At 40.2% G+C, this 18,964-nt stretch carries 19 protein-coding genes, 1 pseudogene and 1 riboswitch; of the genes and pseudogenes, 10 read left to right on the top strand and 10 right to left on the bottom strand.

Going from position 1 to position 18,964, the window contains the following annotated elements:
* Positions 1 to 405: 405 nt before the first annotated feature.
* A complete protein-coding gene (locus J7E63_RS04600) occupies positions 406 to 1,023 on the top strand; it encodes a LysE family translocator (RefSeq protein WP_215010446.1) in 618 nt (205 codons plus the stop codon).
* A 53-nt stretch (positions 1,024 to 1,076) separates the two neighbouring features.
* On the opposite strand, the gene J7E63_RS04595 is transcribed toward J7E63_RS04600, so the two are convergent.
* On the bottom strand, positions 1,077 to 1,802 hold the full coding sequence (locus J7E63_RS04595) for a YheC/YheD family protein (protein WP_215010445.1): 726 nt from the start codon (positions 1,800 to 1,802) through the stop codon (positions 1,077 to 1,079).
* 75 nt (positions 1,803 to 1,877) lie between these two features.
* A complete protein-coding gene (locus J7E63_RS04590) occupies positions 1,878 to 3,605 on the bottom strand; it encodes a glycosyltransferase (RefSeq protein WP_215010444.1) in 1,728 nt (575 codons plus the stop codon).
* Between the two features lie 195 nt (positions 3,606 to 3,800).
* Here J7E63_RS04590 and J7E63_RS04585 point away from each other — a divergent pair, with 195 nt between their 5' ends.
* Positions 3,801 to 4,052, top strand: coding sequence for a hypothetical protein (locus J7E63_RS04585; RefSeq protein ID WP_215010443.1), 252 nt, complete (start codon positions 3,801 to 3,803; stop codon positions 4,050 to 4,052).
* Positions 4,053 to 4,095: 43 nt separating this feature from the next.
* On the opposite strand, the gene J7E63_RS04580 is transcribed toward J7E63_RS04585, so the two are convergent.
* Complete coding sequence (locus J7E63_RS04580; protein WP_215010442.1) at positions 4,096 to 4,821, bottom strand: glycosyltransferase family A protein; 726 nt, start codon at positions 4,819 to 4,821, stop codon at positions 4,096 to 4,098.
* A gap of 159 nt (positions 4,822 to 4,980) precedes the next feature.
* Between J7E63_RS04580 and J7E63_RS04575 the strand changes: the two genes are divergently transcribed.
* The 4 genes from J7E63_RS04575 to J7E63_RS04560 are packed head-to-tail and all read left to right on the top strand — an operon-like array spanning position 4,981 to position 9,080.
* Positions 4,981 to 6,282, top strand: coding sequence for a nucleotide sugar dehydrogenase (locus J7E63_RS04575; protein WP_215010441.1), 1,302 nt, complete (start codon positions 4,981 to 4,983; stop codon positions 6,280 to 6,282).
* Positions 6,279 to 7,256, top strand: a complete 978-nt coding sequence (locus J7E63_RS04570; protein ID WP_215010440.1) for an NAD-dependent epimerase/dehydratase family protein — start codon at positions 6,279 to 6,281, stop codon at positions 7,254 to 7,256. Before J7E63_RS04575 ends, J7E63_RS04570 begins: the two co-directional genes overlap by 4 nt.
* Positions 7,253 to 8,206, top strand: coding sequence for an NAD-dependent epimerase/dehydratase family protein (locus J7E63_RS04565; protein WP_215010439.1), 954 nt, complete (start codon positions 7,253 to 7,255; stop codon positions 8,204 to 8,206). The genes J7E63_RS04570 and J7E63_RS04565 overlap by 4 nt, the downstream gene beginning before the upstream one ends.
* Entirely contained in the window at positions 8,157 to 9,080 is a 924-nt protein-coding gene (locus J7E63_RS04560; RefSeq protein ID WP_215010438.1) for a glycosyltransferase family 2 protein, read from the top strand. Before J7E63_RS04565 ends, J7E63_RS04560 begins: the two co-directional genes overlap by 50 nt.
* A 268-nt stretch (positions 9,081 to 9,348) precedes the next feature.
* Here the strand turns inward: J7E63_RS04560 and J7E63_RS04555 are convergent, their stop codons facing one another.
* Complete coding sequence (locus J7E63_RS04555) at positions 9,349 to 9,489, bottom strand: hypothetical protein (protein WP_180247480.1); 141 nt, start codon at positions 9,487 to 9,489, stop codon at positions 9,349 to 9,351.
* 53 nt (positions 9,490 to 9,542) lie between these two features.
* Positions 9,543 to 9,974 (bottom strand): SRPBCC family protein, encoded by a 432-nt coding sequence (locus J7E63_RS04550; RefSeq protein WP_215010437.1) that lies wholly within the window; start codon positions 9,972 to 9,974, stop codon positions 9,543 to 9,545.
* A gap of 351 nt (positions 9,975 to 10,325) precedes the next feature.
* A riboswitch (cyclic di-GMP riboswitch) is annotated at positions 10,326 to 10,410 on the bottom strand.
* 262 nt (positions 10,411 to 10,672) lie between these two features.
* On the opposite strand from J7E63_RS04550, the gene J7E63_RS04545 reads away from it, so the two are divergent.
* Positions 10,673 to 11,419: a M15 family metallopeptidase gene (locus tag J7E63_RS04545; RefSeq protein WP_215010436.1), complete on the top strand. Its 747-nt coding sequence runs from the start codon at positions 10,673 to 10,675 to the stop codon at positions 11,417 to 11,419.
* Positions 11,420 to 11,588: 169 nt separating this feature from the next.
* Here the strand turns inward: J7E63_RS04545 and J7E63_RS04540 are convergent, their stop codons facing one another.
* A complete protein-coding gene (locus tag J7E63_RS04540; RefSeq protein ID WP_215010435.1) occupies positions 11,589 to 12,767 on the bottom strand; it encodes a toxic anion resistance protein in 1,179 nt (392 codons plus the stop codon).
* Positions 12,764 to 13,420 (bottom strand): 5-bromo-4-chloroindolyl phosphate hydrolysis family protein, encoded by a 657-nt coding sequence (locus J7E63_RS04535; RefSeq protein ID WP_215010434.1) that lies wholly within the window; start codon positions 13,418 to 13,420, stop codon positions 12,764 to 12,766. The genes J7E63_RS04540 and J7E63_RS04535 overlap by 4 nt, the downstream gene beginning before the upstream one ends.
* Before the next feature lie 390 nt (positions 13,421 to 13,810).
* Between J7E63_RS04535 and J7E63_RS04530 the strand changes: the two genes are divergently transcribed.
* Complete coding sequence (locus J7E63_RS04530; RefSeq protein WP_215010433.1) at positions 13,811 to 14,398, top strand: hypothetical protein; 588 nt, start codon at positions 13,811 to 13,813, stop codon at positions 14,396 to 14,398.
* Between the two features lie 162 nt (positions 14,399 to 14,560).
* Here the strand turns inward: J7E63_RS04530 and J7E63_RS30455 are convergent, their stop codons facing one another.
* From J7E63_RS30455 to wecB, 3 genes are all read right to left on the bottom strand, one after another.
* Positions 14,561 to 15,079 carry a TM2 domain-containing protein gene (locus J7E63_RS30455; RefSeq protein ID WP_251033370.1) on the bottom strand — a complete coding sequence of 173 codons (519 nt, stop codon included), beginning with the start codon at positions 15,077 to 15,079 and terminating at the stop codon, positions 14,561 to 14,563.
* A gap of 262 nt (positions 15,080 to 15,341) precedes the next feature.
* Positions 15,342 to 15,728 (bottom strand): SMU1112c/YaeR family gloxylase I-like metalloprotein, encoded by a 387-nt coding sequence (gene gloA2, locus J7E63_RS04520; RefSeq protein ID WP_215010432.1) that lies wholly within the window; start codon positions 15,726 to 15,728, stop codon positions 15,342 to 15,344.
* Between the two features lie 174 nt (positions 15,729 to 15,902).
* The gene (gene wecB, locus J7E63_RS04515; protein WP_215010431.1) at positions 15,903 to 17,045 is read right to left on the bottom strand and encodes a non-hydrolyzing UDP-N-acetylglucosamine 2-epimerase; all 1,143 of its coding nucleotides are present in this window, start codon (positions 17,043 to 17,045) and stop codon (positions 15,903 to 15,905) included.
* A 235-nt stretch (positions 17,046 to 17,280) separates the two neighbouring features.
* On the opposite strand from wecB, the gene J7E63_RS04510 reads away from it, so the two are divergent.
* Both J7E63_RS04510 and J7E63_RS29490 read left to right on the top strand, forming a co-directional pair.
* Entirely contained in the window at positions 17,281 to 18,645 is a 1,365-nt protein-coding gene (locus J7E63_RS04510) for a S1C family serine protease (RefSeq protein ID WP_251033369.1), read from the top strand.
* A 131-nt stretch (positions 18,646 to 18,776) separates the two neighbouring features.
* A pseudogene (locus tag J7E63_RS29490) lies at positions 18,777 to 18,883 on the top strand (zinc transporter ZupT); the annotation flags it as partial.
* Positions 18,884 to 18,964: the final 81 nt, after the last annotated feature.

The raw sequence follows: 18,964 nt of genomic DNA, 5'->3' as shown, positions 1-18,964 counted from the left end.
TTTGTTACGTTGGCTTAGTTTCATAATTGAAACTAAGAATTTTGTTTGTTTGCACGATTTTGTTTGTTTAGTTTTCAAAGAACAATTCATTGGAACAACTTTTACATCATACCATTTTCTCGTATTCGTTGTCAACAACTAATTTACTATTTTTTAAGAAAAGATTAATAGTTTCGAAGACAACTTTTATATCTTATCATTACCCAATCACGTTGTCAATAAGTTTTATAAAATATTCATCATCTCGCTGACAACTTTTATATCTTAACACCTACAACAAAATAAAACAACTAAAACTTTTCCTCACTTAAAGTTATTTATCTTTCCGGTCTTATGCGTTGGTTAATTTTTTTAATATTATGATAAAATTAGTTATCCATTTTTTATAGAAGGGGGCGCAGAAAATTGCTTTCATTTATTATAGTAGTTATCGTATTGTTTCTCATTCCAGGTCCAGCTGTTTTACTTACCATTTCTCAAACCGCTCAAGGCGGGAGGAAAACGGGCATCATCACCGGCATCGGGATTGCAGTCGGTGATTTAATCCATACGATTGCAGCCGTGCTCGGACTTTCAGCCATTCTTATGACCTCGGCTCTCGCCTTTGAAATCGTGAAATATCTTGGTGCTGCCTATTTAATCTTTTTAGGGATTAAGTCACTCCTTGAAAAAGCAAAAAAACAGAATGCTCCGACCGTAAAAAAGAACAACACAGCCACATCGTTTCGACAGGCCTTGTTAATAGAATTGCTTAATCCCAAAACGGCTCTTTTTTTCTTAGCCTTCTTACCACAGTTCGTTCATAACAATGGGACCCCTGTTGTCATTCAACTACTGATTCTTGGACTCACGTTTGTGTTAATGAGCATATTGTACACCACCCTGCTTGCCTTCCTAACTAGCACCATTGGTGAGAGACTTTTCGCAAACAAGAACAGCCGGCTTGCGCGCTGGCAAGGGAAGGTTGTTGGCTCTATCTATATTGGCTTAGGTCTTCAGTTGGTTTTTCAGAATCAAAAATAATGAAATGTTATGTATTTAGATAGGAAAAGTGTATTTATTAGTTAACGCTTTTCCTATTTGCGGAAATCCCTGATATTACGAAGCATTTGTTTATCGAGGATTTTTTTGAAGAGGCCGATGCTTGGTTTGAGGTTGGCTTCGATGATATAGAGTTGCCCCTTGCCGGTAATTCCGATGTCTAAGCCGATCATTCGTGAGTTTTGATAATAGGTTCCTAATTTCGCTGCCGTCCCCATTGATAAGTTGTCGATTTCTGTATTGATTGCCTCAAGGTTGATATTCTCGATGTGCGAACGCTCCAATGCTTGATTCAGCATAAGAATTTCTTTCGCGACATTTGTAATGAAGAAGCCCTCATCCGCCACTTTAACCGCCTTTCCTGTAACATGCCATTCCTCTTCTCCTCGTTTGCGCTGGACCATGACACGGATATCAAATGGACAATGGTTAATTCTGGCCAAAGGAATCTTTTCTTGAACAATATAGAGTTTTCTCGCATACTTCTCTCTCGCTAAGAACTCTTCTAGTTTGTTTCGATCAACCATCCTTTTCCGGTTATAAGAATGAATCTCGTAGTTTCCCTCTTCAAGCTTAGAAATTTGAACCACGCCGTACCCTTGTGACCCCTCGTTTGGCTTCATTACAACCGTTCCAAATTTTTCTAACAGCGCCCAAAAGCTCTCGACTGAAAAAACCATTGTTTCAGGTAAGTACCAAATCAGGTTTTCTTCTCCCTTCATCAACTGATACTTTTTCCATTTGCCATACGAATACGTCATAGTTCCCGCCTCCTTTCCACTAAATGGTTGAAAAAGGTTGACCCTATTCATTAAGGATCAACCTCCTTCTATCATCTACATTTCCATCAGTCTATCTAGACCTACGTATTTCTCTAGAAAATCATATTCATCAAAAAGATAACCTCTGGCTAGATTCTCCATTCCATTTCCTATATCAAATGCTACCTTTCCAAGCATCTCTTTAATGAAACCAGCTAATATAATTGCGTTTGTTCCTGCCGCCAATAAAGCTAAATCAAAATCATAAGCAGCGATTTCTGCCTTCGCTCTTGGTATATCTTCAAATTGATTAACTTTTACTGTTCCAACTACTTCAAAGTTTAGCTTTTCTTTTAAATTTGCATTAAGTGTATCCTTCACTTCATCTGCATACCCGCAAACAATTAATATTTTTCTTCCTTCTAACATTTTCTCGAACTTTTCCTTTTGCGATATCATTATTACTCTTCGAATGTAAGCTTCAAAACAATATTTCCTCCAGATATCGTACGTATCAAAGACTTGTTCTGTAAATTCACCTACATCATTTTCCCAAAAAATCGTATTATAGCCCACAATATCACAAACCTTTACGGCATCTATCGCCAGGTCTCTTGCCTCTGTATTTGGGAAAAGGATTCCTCGGTGGTCATGACCCCGTTTCACTTTATCACGAGCGACCTCGGCTTCTGGATGATTCATGAATTCCTTTTCAGATAAAATATGATATTGTGCCATGACATAAGTTTCTGTTGCCCCGACGGAAATAACCGCATAAGGAATTTTATTTTTTAACGCAAATAACAATTTATCCATTACTTCACCGCTTGTAAGCATCTGAGTTCTCAAACTAATCTTCTTATTTTTCCAGTCAATTTCTTTTAAATATTTATTAATATAAGAAATAAACTGCTTCGCTCTTTTGCTAGTGGTATGTTTTTCCCTTACCATTCGATAGCCGCGTTCTGTAATCGCCTTTCTTTCTTCCTCATGCTCAAAATAATACTGGGCCTTTTCAAGGAAATTATCCTCATTAATTTCAACAAATGTTTCCCCATCGATAAAACCTAAATCCTCCAGTTCTTTCGAGCCACTTGCAAGCAGTAATGTTTTGCAGGCTGGGACCTCAAAATATTTGGCTATCGGGAACTTAAATTGGGAATCATCCGTAAAAAACATTTTTGCCTTGTTAATTTCCATGGCGAAGTATTTTCCAACTAAATTCTTGGACTCTTCTTCCTTATCGAAATTTTGATATCCCGGGTGTTGATGGTGAACAAAGCCTGGGTATCCCTTCATCTCCTTTGCTATCTTATTCCTTAGTGGATACGTATCTTCATCTACATCTCCCATAAGTAAAAAGTCTATTTCTTTGTCCAATTGATAATCTTTAAACTCCTCTATATTTACATGATTCGGAAGCCAGCGAAATTTATAATGTAATTCAGGAAAATAAGTGTTAAATGCATCTCTATAAAATGAAAATATTAAATCGATATCGTTTTCATAGACAAAACGTCGAACCTTGTCATGGTCTCTATAAATATCCCAAAACAAAATACCTTTAGGGATATTGACATATTTTAGACCATGCAAAGGCTTATTCCATATCACGTCATCAAAAAAGATAAAATCTGGAGTGAAATTCAGTTTATTGATCACATCTTTTATATTCGTCTCTTCTTCTATACAAAGTACCTCAACATCATGTTGCTTCATTACTTCCTGTTTAAAGAACTCCCCATAGCGGATGGCCTTTTTACTCGTGTCGTTCGTTGAATACAGTATTTTCAATTTACGCATTTCACCACTCCATTTACATCGCTTGTCATATACCATCCTATTCCCGTTTTTTAAAAGGTGTTAAGGTATTTGTCCTTTTTTTAAGAATCAGATAAACATGTTTTTAAAATAATTGAAAAGCACAGGTACCTGCCCGCTCCAAACTAGTCCCACTGAATATATTAATTTGAGGGTTTTTTGAAAGGGGATGCAATAATGGGGTGTCGTGAAGATAGGGACAACTGCTTTAATGATTGTTTGTGCCGCATTCTAAGGAGATTTCGCGGTCAAACTGTGACGATTAATACAAAGGCTGGAGATGTCATTACTGGAGTACTGCAACGTGTTACTAGACGTTGCTGCGTCAGAATCATTGTGCCAGGTTCGGTCTCTCCACCGCTTGGAAGCACATTAACGGTGATCCGGTGCGAAGATATTGAAAGCTTCTCAGTCGTGCTGCCAGGTTAATATATAAATGATTGGAAGGCAGGAAATCCTGCCTTCTTTTTTATCAAGTATTGAGAAATGTCTCAATCGAAGCCGTGCGGGTGACCAATTTGCTGCGTCCTCTTAACATCCGGTCCGTTGCATCGGAGGTATGATGATGCGGTAGTCCCGAGCGTACATATACATAATGGTCTTTTGATAAAGAATACATTTTGACGTGGTTCTCAAAGCATCGTCGCTGAAATCCACTGTCCTCGCCTTGATTCACGTGTGGGAATGTTACTTTTTCCAAAAGATCTTTTTTAAAAATCAGTGTCGCTCCACTTAAAAAATGGGAGGATTTATAAAGATTTTGACCATTATTAATGATCCAGCTATTTTCATGATGTGGATTATATAATCGCAGCTCTTGTTTCTTCTTAAAATAAATATAGAAGCTGCTTTTTCCAACTAGCTCTGCCTTCGTTTGCGTGAGCGCTTCAAACGCTTCTGACAGATAACTGTCCCCGTAATAGTCGTCATCGTCCATTTTCCCAAGATATTCAAACTTGGCCAGCTCAGCTCCCTTATTTAAACACTCCCCTAAACTCATCTCGTCTGGAAATTGCAATAACTGACTGTATAATTTAGCTTCTTCCAATTCCCGCTTAATTTGCTTGAAATTCATCTTAGCCGAATTAAGAACTAAAATAAGTTCCTTCTCGTGTAGGGTTTGTTTTTGAAAATTAGTAAGGATATTGCTGACAAACTTCTCTCGATTGGTACAAGCAATGATGGATATCAAGACCATTCCCTCCTCCCTAAGCCACAAGTTCTTACGGGACTTATTTTTTTAAAAAAGAGAGTCTATTTTTTTATATCTGTATATTTGCCCATACCGTCCTAGGACTCGTCCGCATAGGATAAGTGAACATGCTTAAAAAATGATTATGAGTGAGGGACGGAAAACATGTCAGAAATAACGATACCAGCTGATTCCTCTTTTAAAAAAATCGGGGTAATTGGATTAGGATATGTTGGTTTACCGCTTGCCCTTTTATTTGCCAAGAAGGGATTCGATGTCATTGGAATTGATGTCGACCAGCGAAAAGTGAATAGTTTAAAACAGCATACTTCATATATACCGGATATTAGTAATGATGAAATCAAGCAGGCAATCACGTCAGGGAAATTTACTGCCGATGCCAGCTATCAGTCTGCCAATAGGGTTGATGTAATTATTATTTGTGTACCCACACCTTTAACGTCCTCCCATTCCCCAGACCTAAGCTATTTGATTAAAGTGGGAAATTCACTTGTTCCACAATTAAAGCAAGGACAATTGGTGATTCTCGAAAGCTCCACCTACCCAGGGACAACAAGAAATGAACTGCTGCCCATCCTAGAAAAAAGCGGATTAAAAACAGGAGTAGACTTTTTCCTTGCATATTCACCGGAACGAATTGACCCGGGAAACAAACATTTTACGGTCGAAGCGGTTCCAAAGGTCATCAGCGGCATCTCATCATGTTGTAAAGAGCAAATCTATCAATTATATAGTCAAATTTACCAACAGGTGGTGGCGGTTTCTTCGCCCGAAGCAGCTGAACTAACGAAGCTGCTTGAAAATACGTTTCGTTTTATCAATATTTCCTTTATCAATGAAATGGCCATTCTTTGTGATAAATTGCACCTAGATGTTTGGGAAGTGATTGATGCTGCCAATACAAAGCCATATGGGTTTACAGCCTTTTATCCTGGACCAGGGATTGGGGGACATTGCATCCCCGTTGATCCGCTCTATTTACAGTGGGTTGCACAGCAAAACGGGACAAATAGCCAATTTATTGAACTATCCCATCAATTAAATCAAAATATCATCAACTATATTGTGGACCAAATTATGAAGCTCTTTCCTGAAAAAAATGCATACATCCTCATTTACGGCGCCGCCTATAAAAAAAATATTAATGATGCCAGGGAATCTTCGATCTTCCCTATCATTGAAAGGTTGATGGGCGAGAGGTTCCGCGTCGATTACCATGACCCGTTTATCCCAGAAATCACAGTGAACGGCATGAAAATGCAGAGTGTCGAATTAACAGAGGAACAATTAAGCAAAGCAGACTGTGTGCTGTTATTAACAGATCACACGGATGTTCCCCTTCAAAAAATAGCCGATCACGCAAAGCTTGTTTATGACACAAGAAATATGACGGAAGGATTGTCTGGTAACGCCAAGTTCATTCGAATGGGAGGAGGTTTTCAATGAAGATACTAGTCACAGGCGGGGCAGGGTTTGTAGGTTCGCATATTGTTAAACGGCTGATTGAGTTGAACCATACGGTAATTACCTTGGATGATTTATCATCAGGGAAACAAGCTTTTTTAAACGAAGTGATCCATCATCCGAATCATACCTTTGTGAATGGTTCCGTGCTTAATCGAACATTGCTTGAAAGCCTAATCGACCAATGCGATCTGGTCTTTCATCTAGCTGCGGTGCTAGGCGTTAAGAATACAGTTGAAAATCCATTAATGGTCATCGAAGGAAACATAGATGGAACCCGGAACGTCCTCGAACTCGCCTTTCCAAGAAAGATCAAGGTGATTTTTTCATCCACCTCCGAGGTCTATGGCAAAAATGATCAACTGCCTTTCGCTGAACATTCAAACAGGGTATTGGGTCCTACCACCACCCATCGCTGGTGCTATGCGACAGCCAAAGCCCTCGATGAACATCTCTGCTTTGCCTATGGTATGCAGGGACTTCCGGTAACAGTCGTCCGTTATTTCAATGCTTACGGTCCACGCGCGACAGCCACTCAATATGGAGGAGTCATCCCTAAGTTTATTACCGCCGCCTTGAAAGGCGAACCGATCACCGTCTATGGAGACGGCAGCCAAACCAGATGTTTTACCTATATTGATGATATGGTGTCAGGCACCTTGAGTTGCATCGATCATCAATTTAATAATGAAGTATTCAATATTGGCAAGGATCAAGTTCTATCCATTAATGACTTAGCTAAGAAAATCAAAACACTCACCCATTCGTCTTCTCCGATTGTCCATATTCCCTATGAAAGTGCCTATGGTGAAGGCTATGAAGACACACCTAATCGAATTCCAGATCTGACAAAGTCTAACCAGTTGTTGCATTTCTATCCTTCGATTGATATCGATGAAGGCTTAAGGAAAACCATTGCTTGGTACCAAACAGAATTAGAGAAGGGTCAAGCATGAGAGTCTTAGTAACGGGTGGAGCAGGATTTATTGGCTCCCATATTGTTGATTTGCTGATCGCTGAGGGGCATGAAGTGATTGTGGTTGATAATTTAAGTACGGGGAATAAAGAGTTTGTTAATAATAGGGCGACCTTTTATGTCGCAAATATATGCTCACCGCAGTTAGAGGGTATTTTTTCAAAAGAAAAACCAGAGTATGTGATTCACCAAGCTGCTCAGGTGGATGTTGCCAAATCGATTCAGGATCCTGCTTTTGATGCGCAAACGAATATTCTTGGTACGATTCGTTTGTTGGAATGCTGCCGGAAATTTAATGTTCGAAAAATTGTCTACGCTTCTTCCTGTGCAGTCTATGGCGAAACGGACGACTGCAGTATTAATGAGACTTCGCTGACGGAACCCATCTCCTATTATGGAATCTCCAAGCAAACGCCGGAAAAATACATTCAACTCTATTCACAATTTTATTCGCTTCCCTATACCATCCTCCGTTATGCCAATGTATACGGTCCACGTCAAACTCCCAAAGGAGAAGGCGGAGTTGTGGCTATTTTTCTACAGAAGGCTTTAAAGGGCGAACAATTGATGATATACGGGAACGGGGAACAAACACGAGATTTTGTGTTTGTGAAAGATGTTGCTGCAGCCAATCTCCTTGCGCTTGGTAAAGGAGACAATGAAATCATCAACATCGGACTGAATCAAAAAACGAGCATTAATCAACTGTTTGGAGTAATTTCCGCACTGGGTGAAATTTCTTTGGGTGTCCCCATTTATCTTCCTGCTCGTAATGGTGATATCCTTTACAGTCAGTTGAATAATGCAAAAGCATTACAACAGTTGGGGTGGAAGCCTCGTTATGATTTGTTTAGCGGCCTAAAGGAGACAAGGCTGTTTTATGAAAAAGAAGCGTCCAGTAAAGCAGGGGATCCAGATGAACAAAGGTGAAGTGACCGTCCTGATCCCCTTTTATAATCCAGGGGCCTATATTAGGGAAGCATTGGCTAGCGTATTTGCTCAAACCTATCAAGACTGGCAGCTTATTTTAATTGATGATGCTTCTACTGATCATACGGATGAAATGATTGTAGATTACCTTAAAGATCCTCGGGTTAAAATGGTGAGTCATTTGGTCAATCAAGGCCAGTCGAAAAGCCTAAATACCGGACTTAAACTAGTCGAAACACCGTTTGTCATCCAACTCGATGCCGATGACTGGTTTTTCCCTCATACATTAGAAGTTTTAATGAAGGAGACATTGACGGTGCCTGACACCACAGCCGTTATTAGCGGCAATATTAATCTTGTTTTTGAAGATACGATCATTGATAGTCATTTAATAAGGAGTTTCAATAAACAGATTTTGAAAAGGCAAGAAAAGAGGCAGCGTCACCGTGGCGTTCCGGGGAAAACGAAAGTAAAAAAAGGGCGTTCCTTTCAGGACCGTTATGATTTTCTCCTCGCCAACTGTTCCGTCTGGCCGAGGTTTTACCGAACGTCTGCCTTAAAGAGCATAGGCGGCTGGCCGGTTGATGACCCCTATGAAGGCCGCTATGCGGAAGACATAAGGGTTCTTTTTCGTCTCATTGAAGATTATCACTTCCATTGGGTAGATGTGCTGTTGTTAAACCATCGTCGTCATAGCAAAAATCAAACCAATCAGATGGAAATATACAGAAAGATCACCGAGTGGACAGTACGCGACGCCTTACTGCGGTGGGGCGATGAATATGAACCTATCTTTAACACGGTGGAAGATGGCTGGATTGCAGTATCTGATCTAAAACCTAAAAAAACTAATCGATTGAGGAGAGGATATTAACAAGGTTATCAACATTAATTACCTCTATATCCACACCATATAAGAAGATATCAACAGATTTCAACCATTTATACACAGATTATGTGGGTAACTTTTTCTTTCCCATAAAGAAATTACAAATCAGGGGATTTATCCACATATTCCACAGTATTATCCACAAAACCAACAGATTTACCCACAATCGATCTTTATCTATCCACATTTCATATGAATTTTATCCACATTTCTCATTACAAAAGGCCTAAGATCAACTCTAGGCCTTTTGTAATCACTTGCTTGAACTCTCATCGGGATTGGGATTTTCGTAACGTTCAACAATCTCCTTCAGTTCACCCGTGTCCCCTTTTGCATTTATAATCTCAAACAGTTCATTTAAACCTTCACTAATTTTCTCATCATCCTGCTTCATTCACTTTACCTCCTCATTTATTCATAGGATGACCCTTGAGAAATGAAACTATGTTATTTAACGATTGCTGCCCTTAATTTATTAATTCCAAACTCCAAATACCCCTTTAAACAGGTCAACATATACACCCAGCCTTCTTTATTATCAATCAACTGAGCGACTAACTCATCATCATCTTCGCTAAAACCTTCTTCGATCACTTCAATAATGGTACTTGATTGATCCAATTCTTCCAGAGAAATTGTTACACAATTCCCTTTTCCATCTGTCCCCCACCGGAACACGATTTTCTTATTTACCACGACTTCGATGACTTCAATATCGACTTGTGCATCGTATTCTTCATATCTTAATGTGACTGTTTGTCCCTGCTCCCATCTCGAACTTGATGAGAACCAGAAATTCTTGATTTTCGAAGGGTCTACGAAGGCTTCAAATACCTCATTAGCTGGTTTTATTATTTTAAATTTTGTCAGATTATACATTTCGAAATCATCCCTCTTTTACTATCGTTAATATATGTAATGGTTGTCCTATTATTTTATTTTATACCTTTTAGTCTATAAAAACATAAAAGCCTGTACCACACACAGATACAGGCTTTTTTTTAAATATGATTTCGCTTAGATTTTTAAACCAAACTCGACAACTTTACTATTATGATAGCTAGCTCTAATCATAAACTTGGCTCTTAATTCTTCATCCAGGCAATCTTGCTGTAAAAGCGCGTTGTGTCTGTGCTGGATTAAATGATAATAATATTTTCCCTTTAAGAACATTTTCAACACAAAAATCCTCCTCAATAGTCATTTACATAAATCGACGGAGTTATCGTGTTCGGTAACTGGCAAGCATCGTCGTTAAACCTTAGCCCCTTTAGTTTTGCGTCACCATTTTTCAATGGCTTTGCCGTTTCGTACGATTTATGTGTTATTAAAAATATATGCAACTGAATTATAAAATAAAAGTGTCTTTGTACCTACACTCACTTAATAGTTAACTTCCTTTTGTCGTTATAGCTGGGATGGCTGCCAATTGATTCTACCAAACATATCGATGAAACATCCTTAGATTCACAGACGTTTTGAAATCATATTGGACAGAATTTAGAATGACGTTTTAAAGTCTCTAATCCTGTCCATGATGTTTACTGTAGTGAATTTTAAAAAAAAGGAAGTTAACTATGTTAAAAATACGTTTCGTCTTTTTGACTCTTATGGTGTTTGCAATCTCTTTGACGGGCTGCACAGGAAAATTTCATTTTATGCAAGACGATGGAAAATTGGACAACAATTCCTCAACTGATGCAGTAGGTCAGCAAAAGGATGCTAACGTCCAAGTTGGTTCCTCCCCAAAGGTGATCCCTGTTCTTGTTAATAAGGACAATAAACTGCCCGATAATTATCAGCCAAGTGATTTAATTTACCCTGACATCCCATTTACGTTCGCACAGAAAGCAGAAAAACGGCAAATGAGGGCCGAGGCAGGTGCGGCGATCGAAAAATTATTCGCAGGCGCAAAACAACAGGGTGTGCATCTGTTAGGTGTTTCTGCCTACAGGTCCTATGCTTCTCAAACTGCATTATTTAATTACTATGTTAATCAAGATGGATACGAAGCGGCTAGAACTTATAGTGCGGTTCCAGGAACGAGCGAGCATGAAACTGGCCTGGCTATTGATGTGACCGGCGGAGATGGAACATGTGCGGCGGAGGACTGCTTTGAAGGAACAAAGGAGGCAAGCTGGCTCCAAGATCATGCAGCGGAGTACGGCTTCATCATCCGTTATCCGAAAGGTAAAGACTCGATCACCGGCTACCAATACGAACCCTGGCACCTGCGCTATGTCGGCAAGGCAATCGCCAAAGAAATCATGAGCCGCGGCATCACCCTCGAGGAATACTATAATGCCACAGTTGTGAATAATTAATTGATGTGGTGCTTTTAATGTGGTGTCAGGCACCGTAAAAAGCGGAGCGCCCGTTTAGCTGGTTTCCGGTGCCTCGATTTCTGGTGCCTGACACCGAAATGGTTCGATCATGTGTAAGAGTCAAAAAGGCCCTCACTACAACCGGAGTTGCAGTGAAGGCCTTTTTTGTTTATTTTCCTTTTATCTCTAATAATTTCAGTCGAAGGTCGTTTTCCATCGAAGCTAGTTCCTGTTCGGCTTGGCGGCGCTTATGGCGGCCTTCCTCTTGGATTCGCATGGTTTCTTCAAGTGTCGTGATTAGGCTTTCCTGGGTTTTCTTTAAGGTTTCAATATCAACGATGCCGCGCTCATTTTCTTTCGCCGTCTCGATTGTATTGGTTTTTAGCATTTCTGCATTTTTCAAAAGGAGTTCATTGGTTGTTTTCGAAACCTGTTTCTGAGCCTCGACTGCATGACGCTGGCGTATTAACGTCAACGCAATCGCCACCTGATTTTTCCATAACGGAATCGCCGTCATAATCGATGATTGGATTTTTTCCACTAGAGCTTGGTTCGTATTTTGAATCAAGCGAATCTGCGGAGCACTTTGAATGGTAATTTCCCGGCTTAATTTTAAATCATGGAGACGCTTATCTAAGCGATCCGCAAATTGGATCATATCGTTAACTTCTTGAAATTTCATTTGGTCATTGGTTCCTTCGGCTGCTTTTTTCAGCTGTGGAATTGTCTTTTCCTGCATTTCTTCAAGCTTGATCTCCCCAGCGGCAATATAGACATTAAGGGCATGGAAGTATTCCTTATTCGTCTCATACAACTTTTCAAGCAATTTAATATCCGACATCAGGACATTTTTACTGCGATCGAGTTTCACACTGATTCGGTCAATTTGGGCGCCTGTTTTTTGATATTTTGAGAGCACTTCTTGAATCGAACCTGAAATTTTTCCAAACATACGAGCAAATAAGGATGGTTTCCCATCCTTCAAATCATCCGGATTCACTTCATCAAGTCTCTTCATTAAATCACTGATGATTTGCCCGATTTCACCCACATCTTGTTTCTGCACATGCTCTAGCATTGTATGCGAGAAAGATAATAGCTTACCTTGGGCTTGGGTACCATATTGAATCATCGACTGATGGTTTGTTGGATCGATTTGTTCAGCAATCTGATATGCCTTTGCGCGATGTTCTTCTGGTAGCACATCAATTAATTTAACAGGCCTAGCCTCACTTGTGTGCTGGACCGGATTTTTTGAAAGCTCTAGTTTATCCCCAAACGGGTCGGCAAGGATATCATCTAATAAATTTCCAGTTTTATTGGGTTGGATTGGGTTGTTTTCGTTCATTTTAGCCACCTATTTTCTTCCGGGAATTTAGCGTCCTTTTGCTTATTGAGGGTATGCTTTGCGACGTCAATTTCAAAATTTAAGTGATCGATATCATCGGAAATCACTTTATATAAATCCTCTTCCAATACCTTGGTTAGTTCATTTAGTGTATGACGAGTTTCAATAAGAGATTGGCCCATTTCCATGTTCTTTTTCGGCTGGGAGGATAAAAAGCTATATTTCTCGGTAAGCTCAACGATTGAATCTAAATGTGAAAAATAAAACTGCTCTGCCTGGTAAAATCGCTTCGGCTCTTTGGTTGTCATCTTGTGTATTTTTTTTGTAATTCGAAGAAGATCAATTCTTTGTTTTACGGAAGAAATATCACGAATGGTAAAAAGGTTTTTATTTAAGCGAATGATTTTCTGTTTGGCTTCCATTAGGTTTTTCCGAATGTATCGATATTCTTTTCTTGATATCTGATGCTTTTTTAAAAAGCTTCTATTCATAACGATGAATAGGATTAAATGGGTAAGTATCCCCCCGGTAATGGCAATGCCCGTTGACGGCCAAAATGCTTGACCCAAAGGAAAAAAGCAGACCAGCCAGGTTACCACTGTTAATGGGACGGCTACAAATGAACGAAGAAGAAACGACAAAATCGGGTTCATAATAAATCGACTCCTGAGTTAAGACATCTTTATATTCCTACGAATGAATGCAATGGAATGTTTCAATTTCCTCAAAATATAAACCAAAAAGAAAATTATTTCCATTTACTACTTTAACAATACACGAAAAAACTCCTGCCTGCCATAGACCTCAAACGGAAAGAAATCTAGGTCTTGAGACGTATTTTTAGATGGTGTCATTATGGTGTCAGGCACCGCTCGTGGACACTTGCACCATTTGTCCACGTACAGTGGACAACGTGTTTTGGGTTTCCATTCTTTTCAAGTGGGATGCCTTTATGAGGAATCCCAATTATCTAGGCTTCTGCCCAAGAGTAAACTAATACGATGCATAGGATAGATACGATAGTGAGGAGAGAGGAGAATATTATGTATAATCCTTATAATATGCCTATAGATTATCAAAGTGGATTGAACCAGCTAAATTATAGTAGACAATATCATGGCGGACAGCATCAGCATCACGGTGGCGGGCAACATCATGGTGGACAACATCACCATGGCGGCGGACAACAACATCACGGTGGACTACATCACCATGGTGGTGGACAACAGCACGGTGGGCAACATCACCATGGTGGCGGGCATTCAGGTTTTAACCTTGGATCATTGGGATCTAGCTTGCTTGGGCTTGGCTTAGGTTATTTAGGAGGAACCGCGCTAGGAAATGGACCTAATCCAGGCGGATATGGGTATGGCGGCTTCCCTGGATACGGTGGGTTCGGAGGATACGGCAGCGGTGGACCAGGTCAGGGATACAATCCTTATGGCCCAGGAGTCGGTGGAGGATTAGGCTTTCCTGGTGTTGGCACGCCAGGTTACCCAGGATCAGGACCTAATATAAACATGTACGGACAGCAATTCCAACCAAACCCTGGTTTTAGTAGTGGCTATGGGTCATGGTCTCCTAACGAATATGGGATCCCAAGTGTAAATCCAAGTTTGGGCACATACTAAATTCAATTCACCTCAAGGATTAAAATACTGCTCATAAATTAACTAATAAAGGGAAGCCCCAATGAGCTTCCCTTTATTAGTATTTGAGTTCCAATCCATACATTACTAGATTAATCCCCATGTAATCACATGGGGATAGACACTGAATGTGGAGGAAATGATTTAGTAATTAATAGGAACTTGATAGCCTTTATCATGCTTTCTAGCAAAATCCTCTGGATTTGCAACAAGGTATAGGATACCTTCTATAAAACCTATAATTGTAGGAACATAAGTCCAGCAGAATATCAAATAAAGAATCCCCATACCTGGTCGGCCGAGATAAAACTTATGGGCCCCAATACCACCGAGTAGAATACCTAAGATCCCCGCGGTAGTTTTGTTTTTAGTATACCTAGCAACAAAGCCACCGACTCCCCCACTAGCAGCGCTTGATGAACTAGATGAGCTTGAGGCACCGCCTCCGCCACCAGCATTCATAAACACCATTGGTTGATTATTTTTGCTACCATCTTCAAGCTTTTCCATTTTTCTCTTATTTTCATCAAATAACTCATTTACACATTTTTTGCAATAATTTTTACCCTTAAGCTCTGTGTTGCAATTATGACAAATAAATTTCCCACAGCCTACACAGGTACCAACTGATTCCGCATCATCATGAACATAACAAACGCTCATTTTACAACCCCCAATAGTAGTTGTAAAAAAAATTAATATCTTAATAGACATTTTACTACAATTGGTAATATATTTCTCTGAAATTTTACAAAATTTTTAGGAAATAGAAAAGTTTGGTTTTATATACAACAAATAGTAATGGGTGTATTAGCTAAAGAATGTAGAGTTTGAGTTTTGAAGAATTATGAATTAGAAAGTTGATATAAGATTAAAGATTAAAAAAGCAGGATAACCATAGAGGCAACCCGCTTTTAAAAAGATATTATCGTTCATATAGTTCAAGCGGCAGCCCATCCGGGTCCGCGAAGAAGGTGAATTTCTTGTTTGTTACGGGGTCCACACGCACGACCTCCACATTCACTTGAAACCTTTTCAAATATTGGACCGCATCTTCGATATCATCTACTTCAAAGGCTAGATGTCTCAAACCTGCTGCTTCAGGATAGCTTGGCCGGACAGTTGGTTCCGGAAAAGAAAACAACTCAATCTGATATTGACCATTCACTTCCAAATCCAACTTATAGGAATCTCTTTCCTTTCGGTAAACTTCATTAATAGGTGTCAGCCCAAGGATTCGAACATAAAAATCCTTAGATTTTTCATAATCCGAGCAAATCACCGCAATATGATGGATCTTATTTAACTTCATCTATCCACATCCCCCTTAAAAATCATCACTCAAACCAAATACCTCTTGTCTGCTCAAATAGACAAGAGGTTCTATTATCAACTTAACTGTCCACCCTACGCGGACAAAACCATAAAAGTGTCCACAGCTGGTGCCTGACACCACATCTTTTAACACCACATCTTTCCCCCCACTCTATTCGCCAAAATCCGTTGGGCGGTCGCCATTTTTAAAGTGGTGAAGGATGGCTTTGACGATTCGTTCGGAGGCGAACCCATCTCCGTAAGGATTGGAGGCGTGCGCCATTCGGTCATGTGCGGCTTGGTCTGACAACAACTCATCTGCAAGTCGAAAGATGGTTTTCTCATCGGTTCCAGCCAGTTTTAATGTACCCGCTTCAATTCCTTCTGGGCGCTCGGTGGTATCACGCAAAACTAGCACCGGTACACCCAAGGATGGTGCCTCTTCCTGTACACCGCCTGAATCGGTCAGAATCAGATAGGCCCTTGCGGCAAAGTTATGGAAATCGATCACATCTAAAGGCTCAATCAGATGAATTCTCTTGTTTTCTCCCAGGACTCGATTGGCAATTTCACGAACCACTGGATTCATATGGACCGGATAAACCACCTGAACATCGGCATGCTTTTCGACCACACGGCAAATTGCACGGAACATATTTTCCATTGGTTCTCCTGTGTTTTCCCTGCGATGGGCCGTCATGAGAATTAACCGGTCATTCCCGAGTTTGTCTAAAACCGGATGAGAATAATTCGCTCTCACCGTTGTTTTTAGCGCATCGATGGCCGTATTTCCAGTGATATAAATAGCCTTTTCTCTCTTATTTTCCACCAAAAGGTTTTGCTTCGATTGGACCGTTGGCGAGAAATGGAGATCGGCCAAAACACCCGTCAACTGGCGGTTCATTTCCTCTGGGTACGGGGAATATTTATTATGAGTCCGGAGTCCGGCTTCCACATGACCAATCGGAATCGAGTGATAAAAAGCAGCTAAGCTTGCCACAAATGTTGTTGTCGTATCACCATGGACCAGCACAATATCTGGCTTGACGTCGGCAAGAACTTGATTGAGCCCCTCTAAGCTTCGCGTCGTAACATCCAGAAGAGATTGCCGTTCCTTCATTATATTTAAGTCATAATCAGGCGTAATTTCAAAAATATGCAACACTTGGTCAAGCATCTCGCGGTGCTGCGCTGTCACCGTCACAATCGGTTTAATTTTATCAGGATATTTCCCCAATTCTTTTACCAAGGGAGCCATTTTAATTGCTTCCGGTCTCGTTCCAAACACAGTCATTACCTTTAATTGATTGTCCATAGAGGCCTCCAACTATATCTTCAGTCCAATATCATTTACATTCACTAAACATGATACCAAAGATTATACATTTATGAAAAAACAATCCTCCCTGTTCTGTCATTAAAATTCCTCAACTAACAATGACGCCTTGTAATTATCTAAAATTTTATATGTACAATATTACTTTTTTCACAAGGGCGAATATATTGCAGAGTAAATTTTTAAAATATCCAACCTAGGAGTGAATTATATTTTGAAAAAAAGGGCCCTTTTTACCATCCCTATCAGCTTGCTACTCATCGCAGTAATGGTGGCTTCCATTTTCCTCATCAATCTCAAACCAGCCGCTGGGAAAATCACTCAAGCCCAAAAGCTCGCTGAATACTCCAAGCCGGCAGTCGTTCGAATCATTGATTATGCTGTTGTCCAGTGGCAATTTAATAATCCCAATGATCCTGAAGTCATCGCCATATTGGAACAGCTAAATAATCAATCCGTAGTGGGCGGCTCAGGTTCAGGGGCCATTATTAGCTCTAACGGCTATATCGTTACCAATGCTCACGTTGTTGAAGCGACTCAAAAGGAAGACGAGGATATTGCCAATGCTGCGTTTGAACAACTGGTAACGATTATCGCGGACTATTTTAAGGTAGACTATGAAACAGCCTACAAGTATATGGTCCAGTATACACAATACACTAGTATCGAAAAGGTTCTAAAAGTAATTTTACCAGGTGGGGATGTACTTGATGGCGAGGTTAAAAGCTATGGTGCTCCTATTAATGAAGGAAAAGATGTCGCCGTTCTAAAAATTGAAGGGAAAAACCTGCCGACTCTACCGCTTGGAGATTCTGATAATATCCAGAACCAAGATAATATTTGGGTCAGCGGCTATCCTGCTGCGGCCGATTCTGATTTATTATCTCCAGATTCGTCGTTAGTTTCTTCCATGAATGCAGGCCAAATTTCAGCAACCTCCAAAAAGACCGAACAAGGAAGCCCGGTCATCCAAATTAACGCAGCGGCTACCCATGGGAATAGCGGTGGACCGGTCATCAATGCAAAAGGCGAAATTATTGGCTTGCTCACCTTTAGAGGCGACACAGTCAATGGCCAAGAAGTCCAAGGCTTTAATTTTGCCGTTCCTGTTAATACCGTTAAAGAATTTGTCAACCAAGCGGGCGCAAAAAATGCGAAGAGTGATACGGATAAGCTTTATCAAGAAGGACTTAACCTTTACTGGGGCGGCTACTATAAGCATGCGTTAGAAAAATTCGAGGCGGTCCAACGGATTTATCCGAATCATTCCGAAATAAAACAATATATCGCGAACTCCGAGAAAAAGATGGGCAGCAGCAAGACGCTCTGGTCTGATTATGCGACTATCTTCTACATCGTTGATGGTGTTGCCGGATTGCTCATAATTATTCTTCTGTTGTTCACGTTTGCCTTTAGACCAAAGCAGCAGGTAGCTGCGGCATCGGGTAATCCGAACCCAACGCCTGTAGAACCTGAAAATACCCTAACCGACCTAAATAATGATGGAAAAATCGACGTTCAAGATATCCTCCTCGCCCTTCAAGAGGCTCAGAAAAAGCAGAAAAAAGACGAGGAATAATGTGGTGCCTGACACCAATATACCACGATAAAACCTATAGAAAAATGGGATGTAGTTGATACTACGTCCCATTTCTTTAAATAAGAATCCATATCATTAAGGGAGAAATCGCAGGTTTGATGATCTATCCGGAGGAATTATTGCTGCAGCCATGAGGTATGATGAAGCACATTTATCCATTTACAGGTTAATTGGCGGTATGGCCGTTATGGCACTAAGCCTGTTATTATTTATATAAGAGTATGCTGATGGGTGTCAGGCACCATGTGAATTTTTCACATGGTGCCTGACACCCAACTATTCTATTAGGAGGTGAAGT

The organism is Bacillus sp. ISL-75 (genome assembly GCF_018613095.1).
Note: the sequence above shows the minus strand (reverse complement) of the source record. Positions and strands in the feature narration are given on the sequence as shown.

Coding starts and splice junctions, on each gene's coding strand:
- J7E63_RS04585 (WP_215010443.1), top strand. CDS start 3,801: ATGGGGTGTCGTGAAGATAGGGACAACTGCTTTAATGATTGTTTGTGC.
- J7E63_RS04550 (WP_215010437.1), bottom strand. CDS start 9,974: ATGTATAATCTGACAAAATTTAAAATAATAAAACCAGCTAATGAGGTA.
- J7E63_RS04595 (WP_215010445.1), bottom strand. CDS start 1,802: ATGACGTATTCGTATGGCAAATGGAAAAAGTATCAGTTGATGAAGGGA.
- wecB (WP_215010431.1), bottom strand. CDS start 17,045: ATGGACAATCAATTAAAGGTAATGACTGTGTTTGGAACGAGACCGGAA.
- J7E63_RS04580 (WP_215010442.1), bottom strand. CDS start 4,821: ATGGTCTTGATATCCATCATTGCTTGTACCAATCGAGAGAAGTTTGTC.
- J7E63_RS04560 (WP_215010438.1), top strand. CDS start 8,157: ATGAAAAAGAAGCGTCCAGTAAAGCAGGGGATCCAGATGAACAAAGGT.
- J7E63_RS04555 (WP_180247480.1), bottom strand. CDS start 9,489: ATGAAGCAGGATGATGAGAAAATTAGTGAAGGTTTAAATGAACTGTTT.
- J7E63_RS04570 (WP_215010440.1), top strand. CDS start 6,279: ATGAAGATACTAGTCACAGGCGGGGCAGGGTTTGTAGGTTCGCATATT.
- J7E63_RS30455 (WP_251033370.1), bottom strand. CDS start 15,079: ATGAGCGTTTGTTATGTTCATGATGATGCGGAATCAGTTGGTACCTGT.
- J7E63_RS04545 (WP_215010436.1), top strand. CDS start 10,673: ATGTTAAAAATACGTTTCGTCTTTTTGACTCTTATGGTGTTTGCAATC.
- gloA2 (WP_215010432.1), bottom strand. CDS start 15,728: ATGAAGTTAAATAAGATCCATCATATTGCGGTGATTTGCTCGGATTAT.
- J7E63_RS04565 (WP_215010439.1), top strand. CDS start 7,253: ATGAGAGTCTTAGTAACGGGTGGAGCAGGATTTATTGGCTCCCATATT.
- J7E63_RS04590 (WP_215010444.1), bottom strand. CDS start 3,605: ATGCGTAAATTGAAAATACTGTATTCAACGAACGACACGAGTAAAAAG.
- J7E63_RS04540 (WP_215010435.1), bottom strand. CDS start 12,767: ATGAACGAAAACAACCCAATCCAACCCAATAAAACTGGAAATTTATTA.
- J7E63_RS04530 (WP_215010433.1), top strand. CDS start 13,811: ATGTATAATCCTTATAATATGCCTATAGATTATCAAAGTGGATTGAAC.
- J7E63_RS04575 (WP_215010441.1), top strand. CDS start 4,981: ATGTCAGAAATAACGATACCAGCTGATTCCTCTTTTAAAAAAATCGGG.
- J7E63_RS04535 (WP_215010434.1), bottom strand. CDS start 13,420: ATGAACCCGATTTTGTCGTTTCTTCTTCGTTCATTTGTAGCCGTCCCA.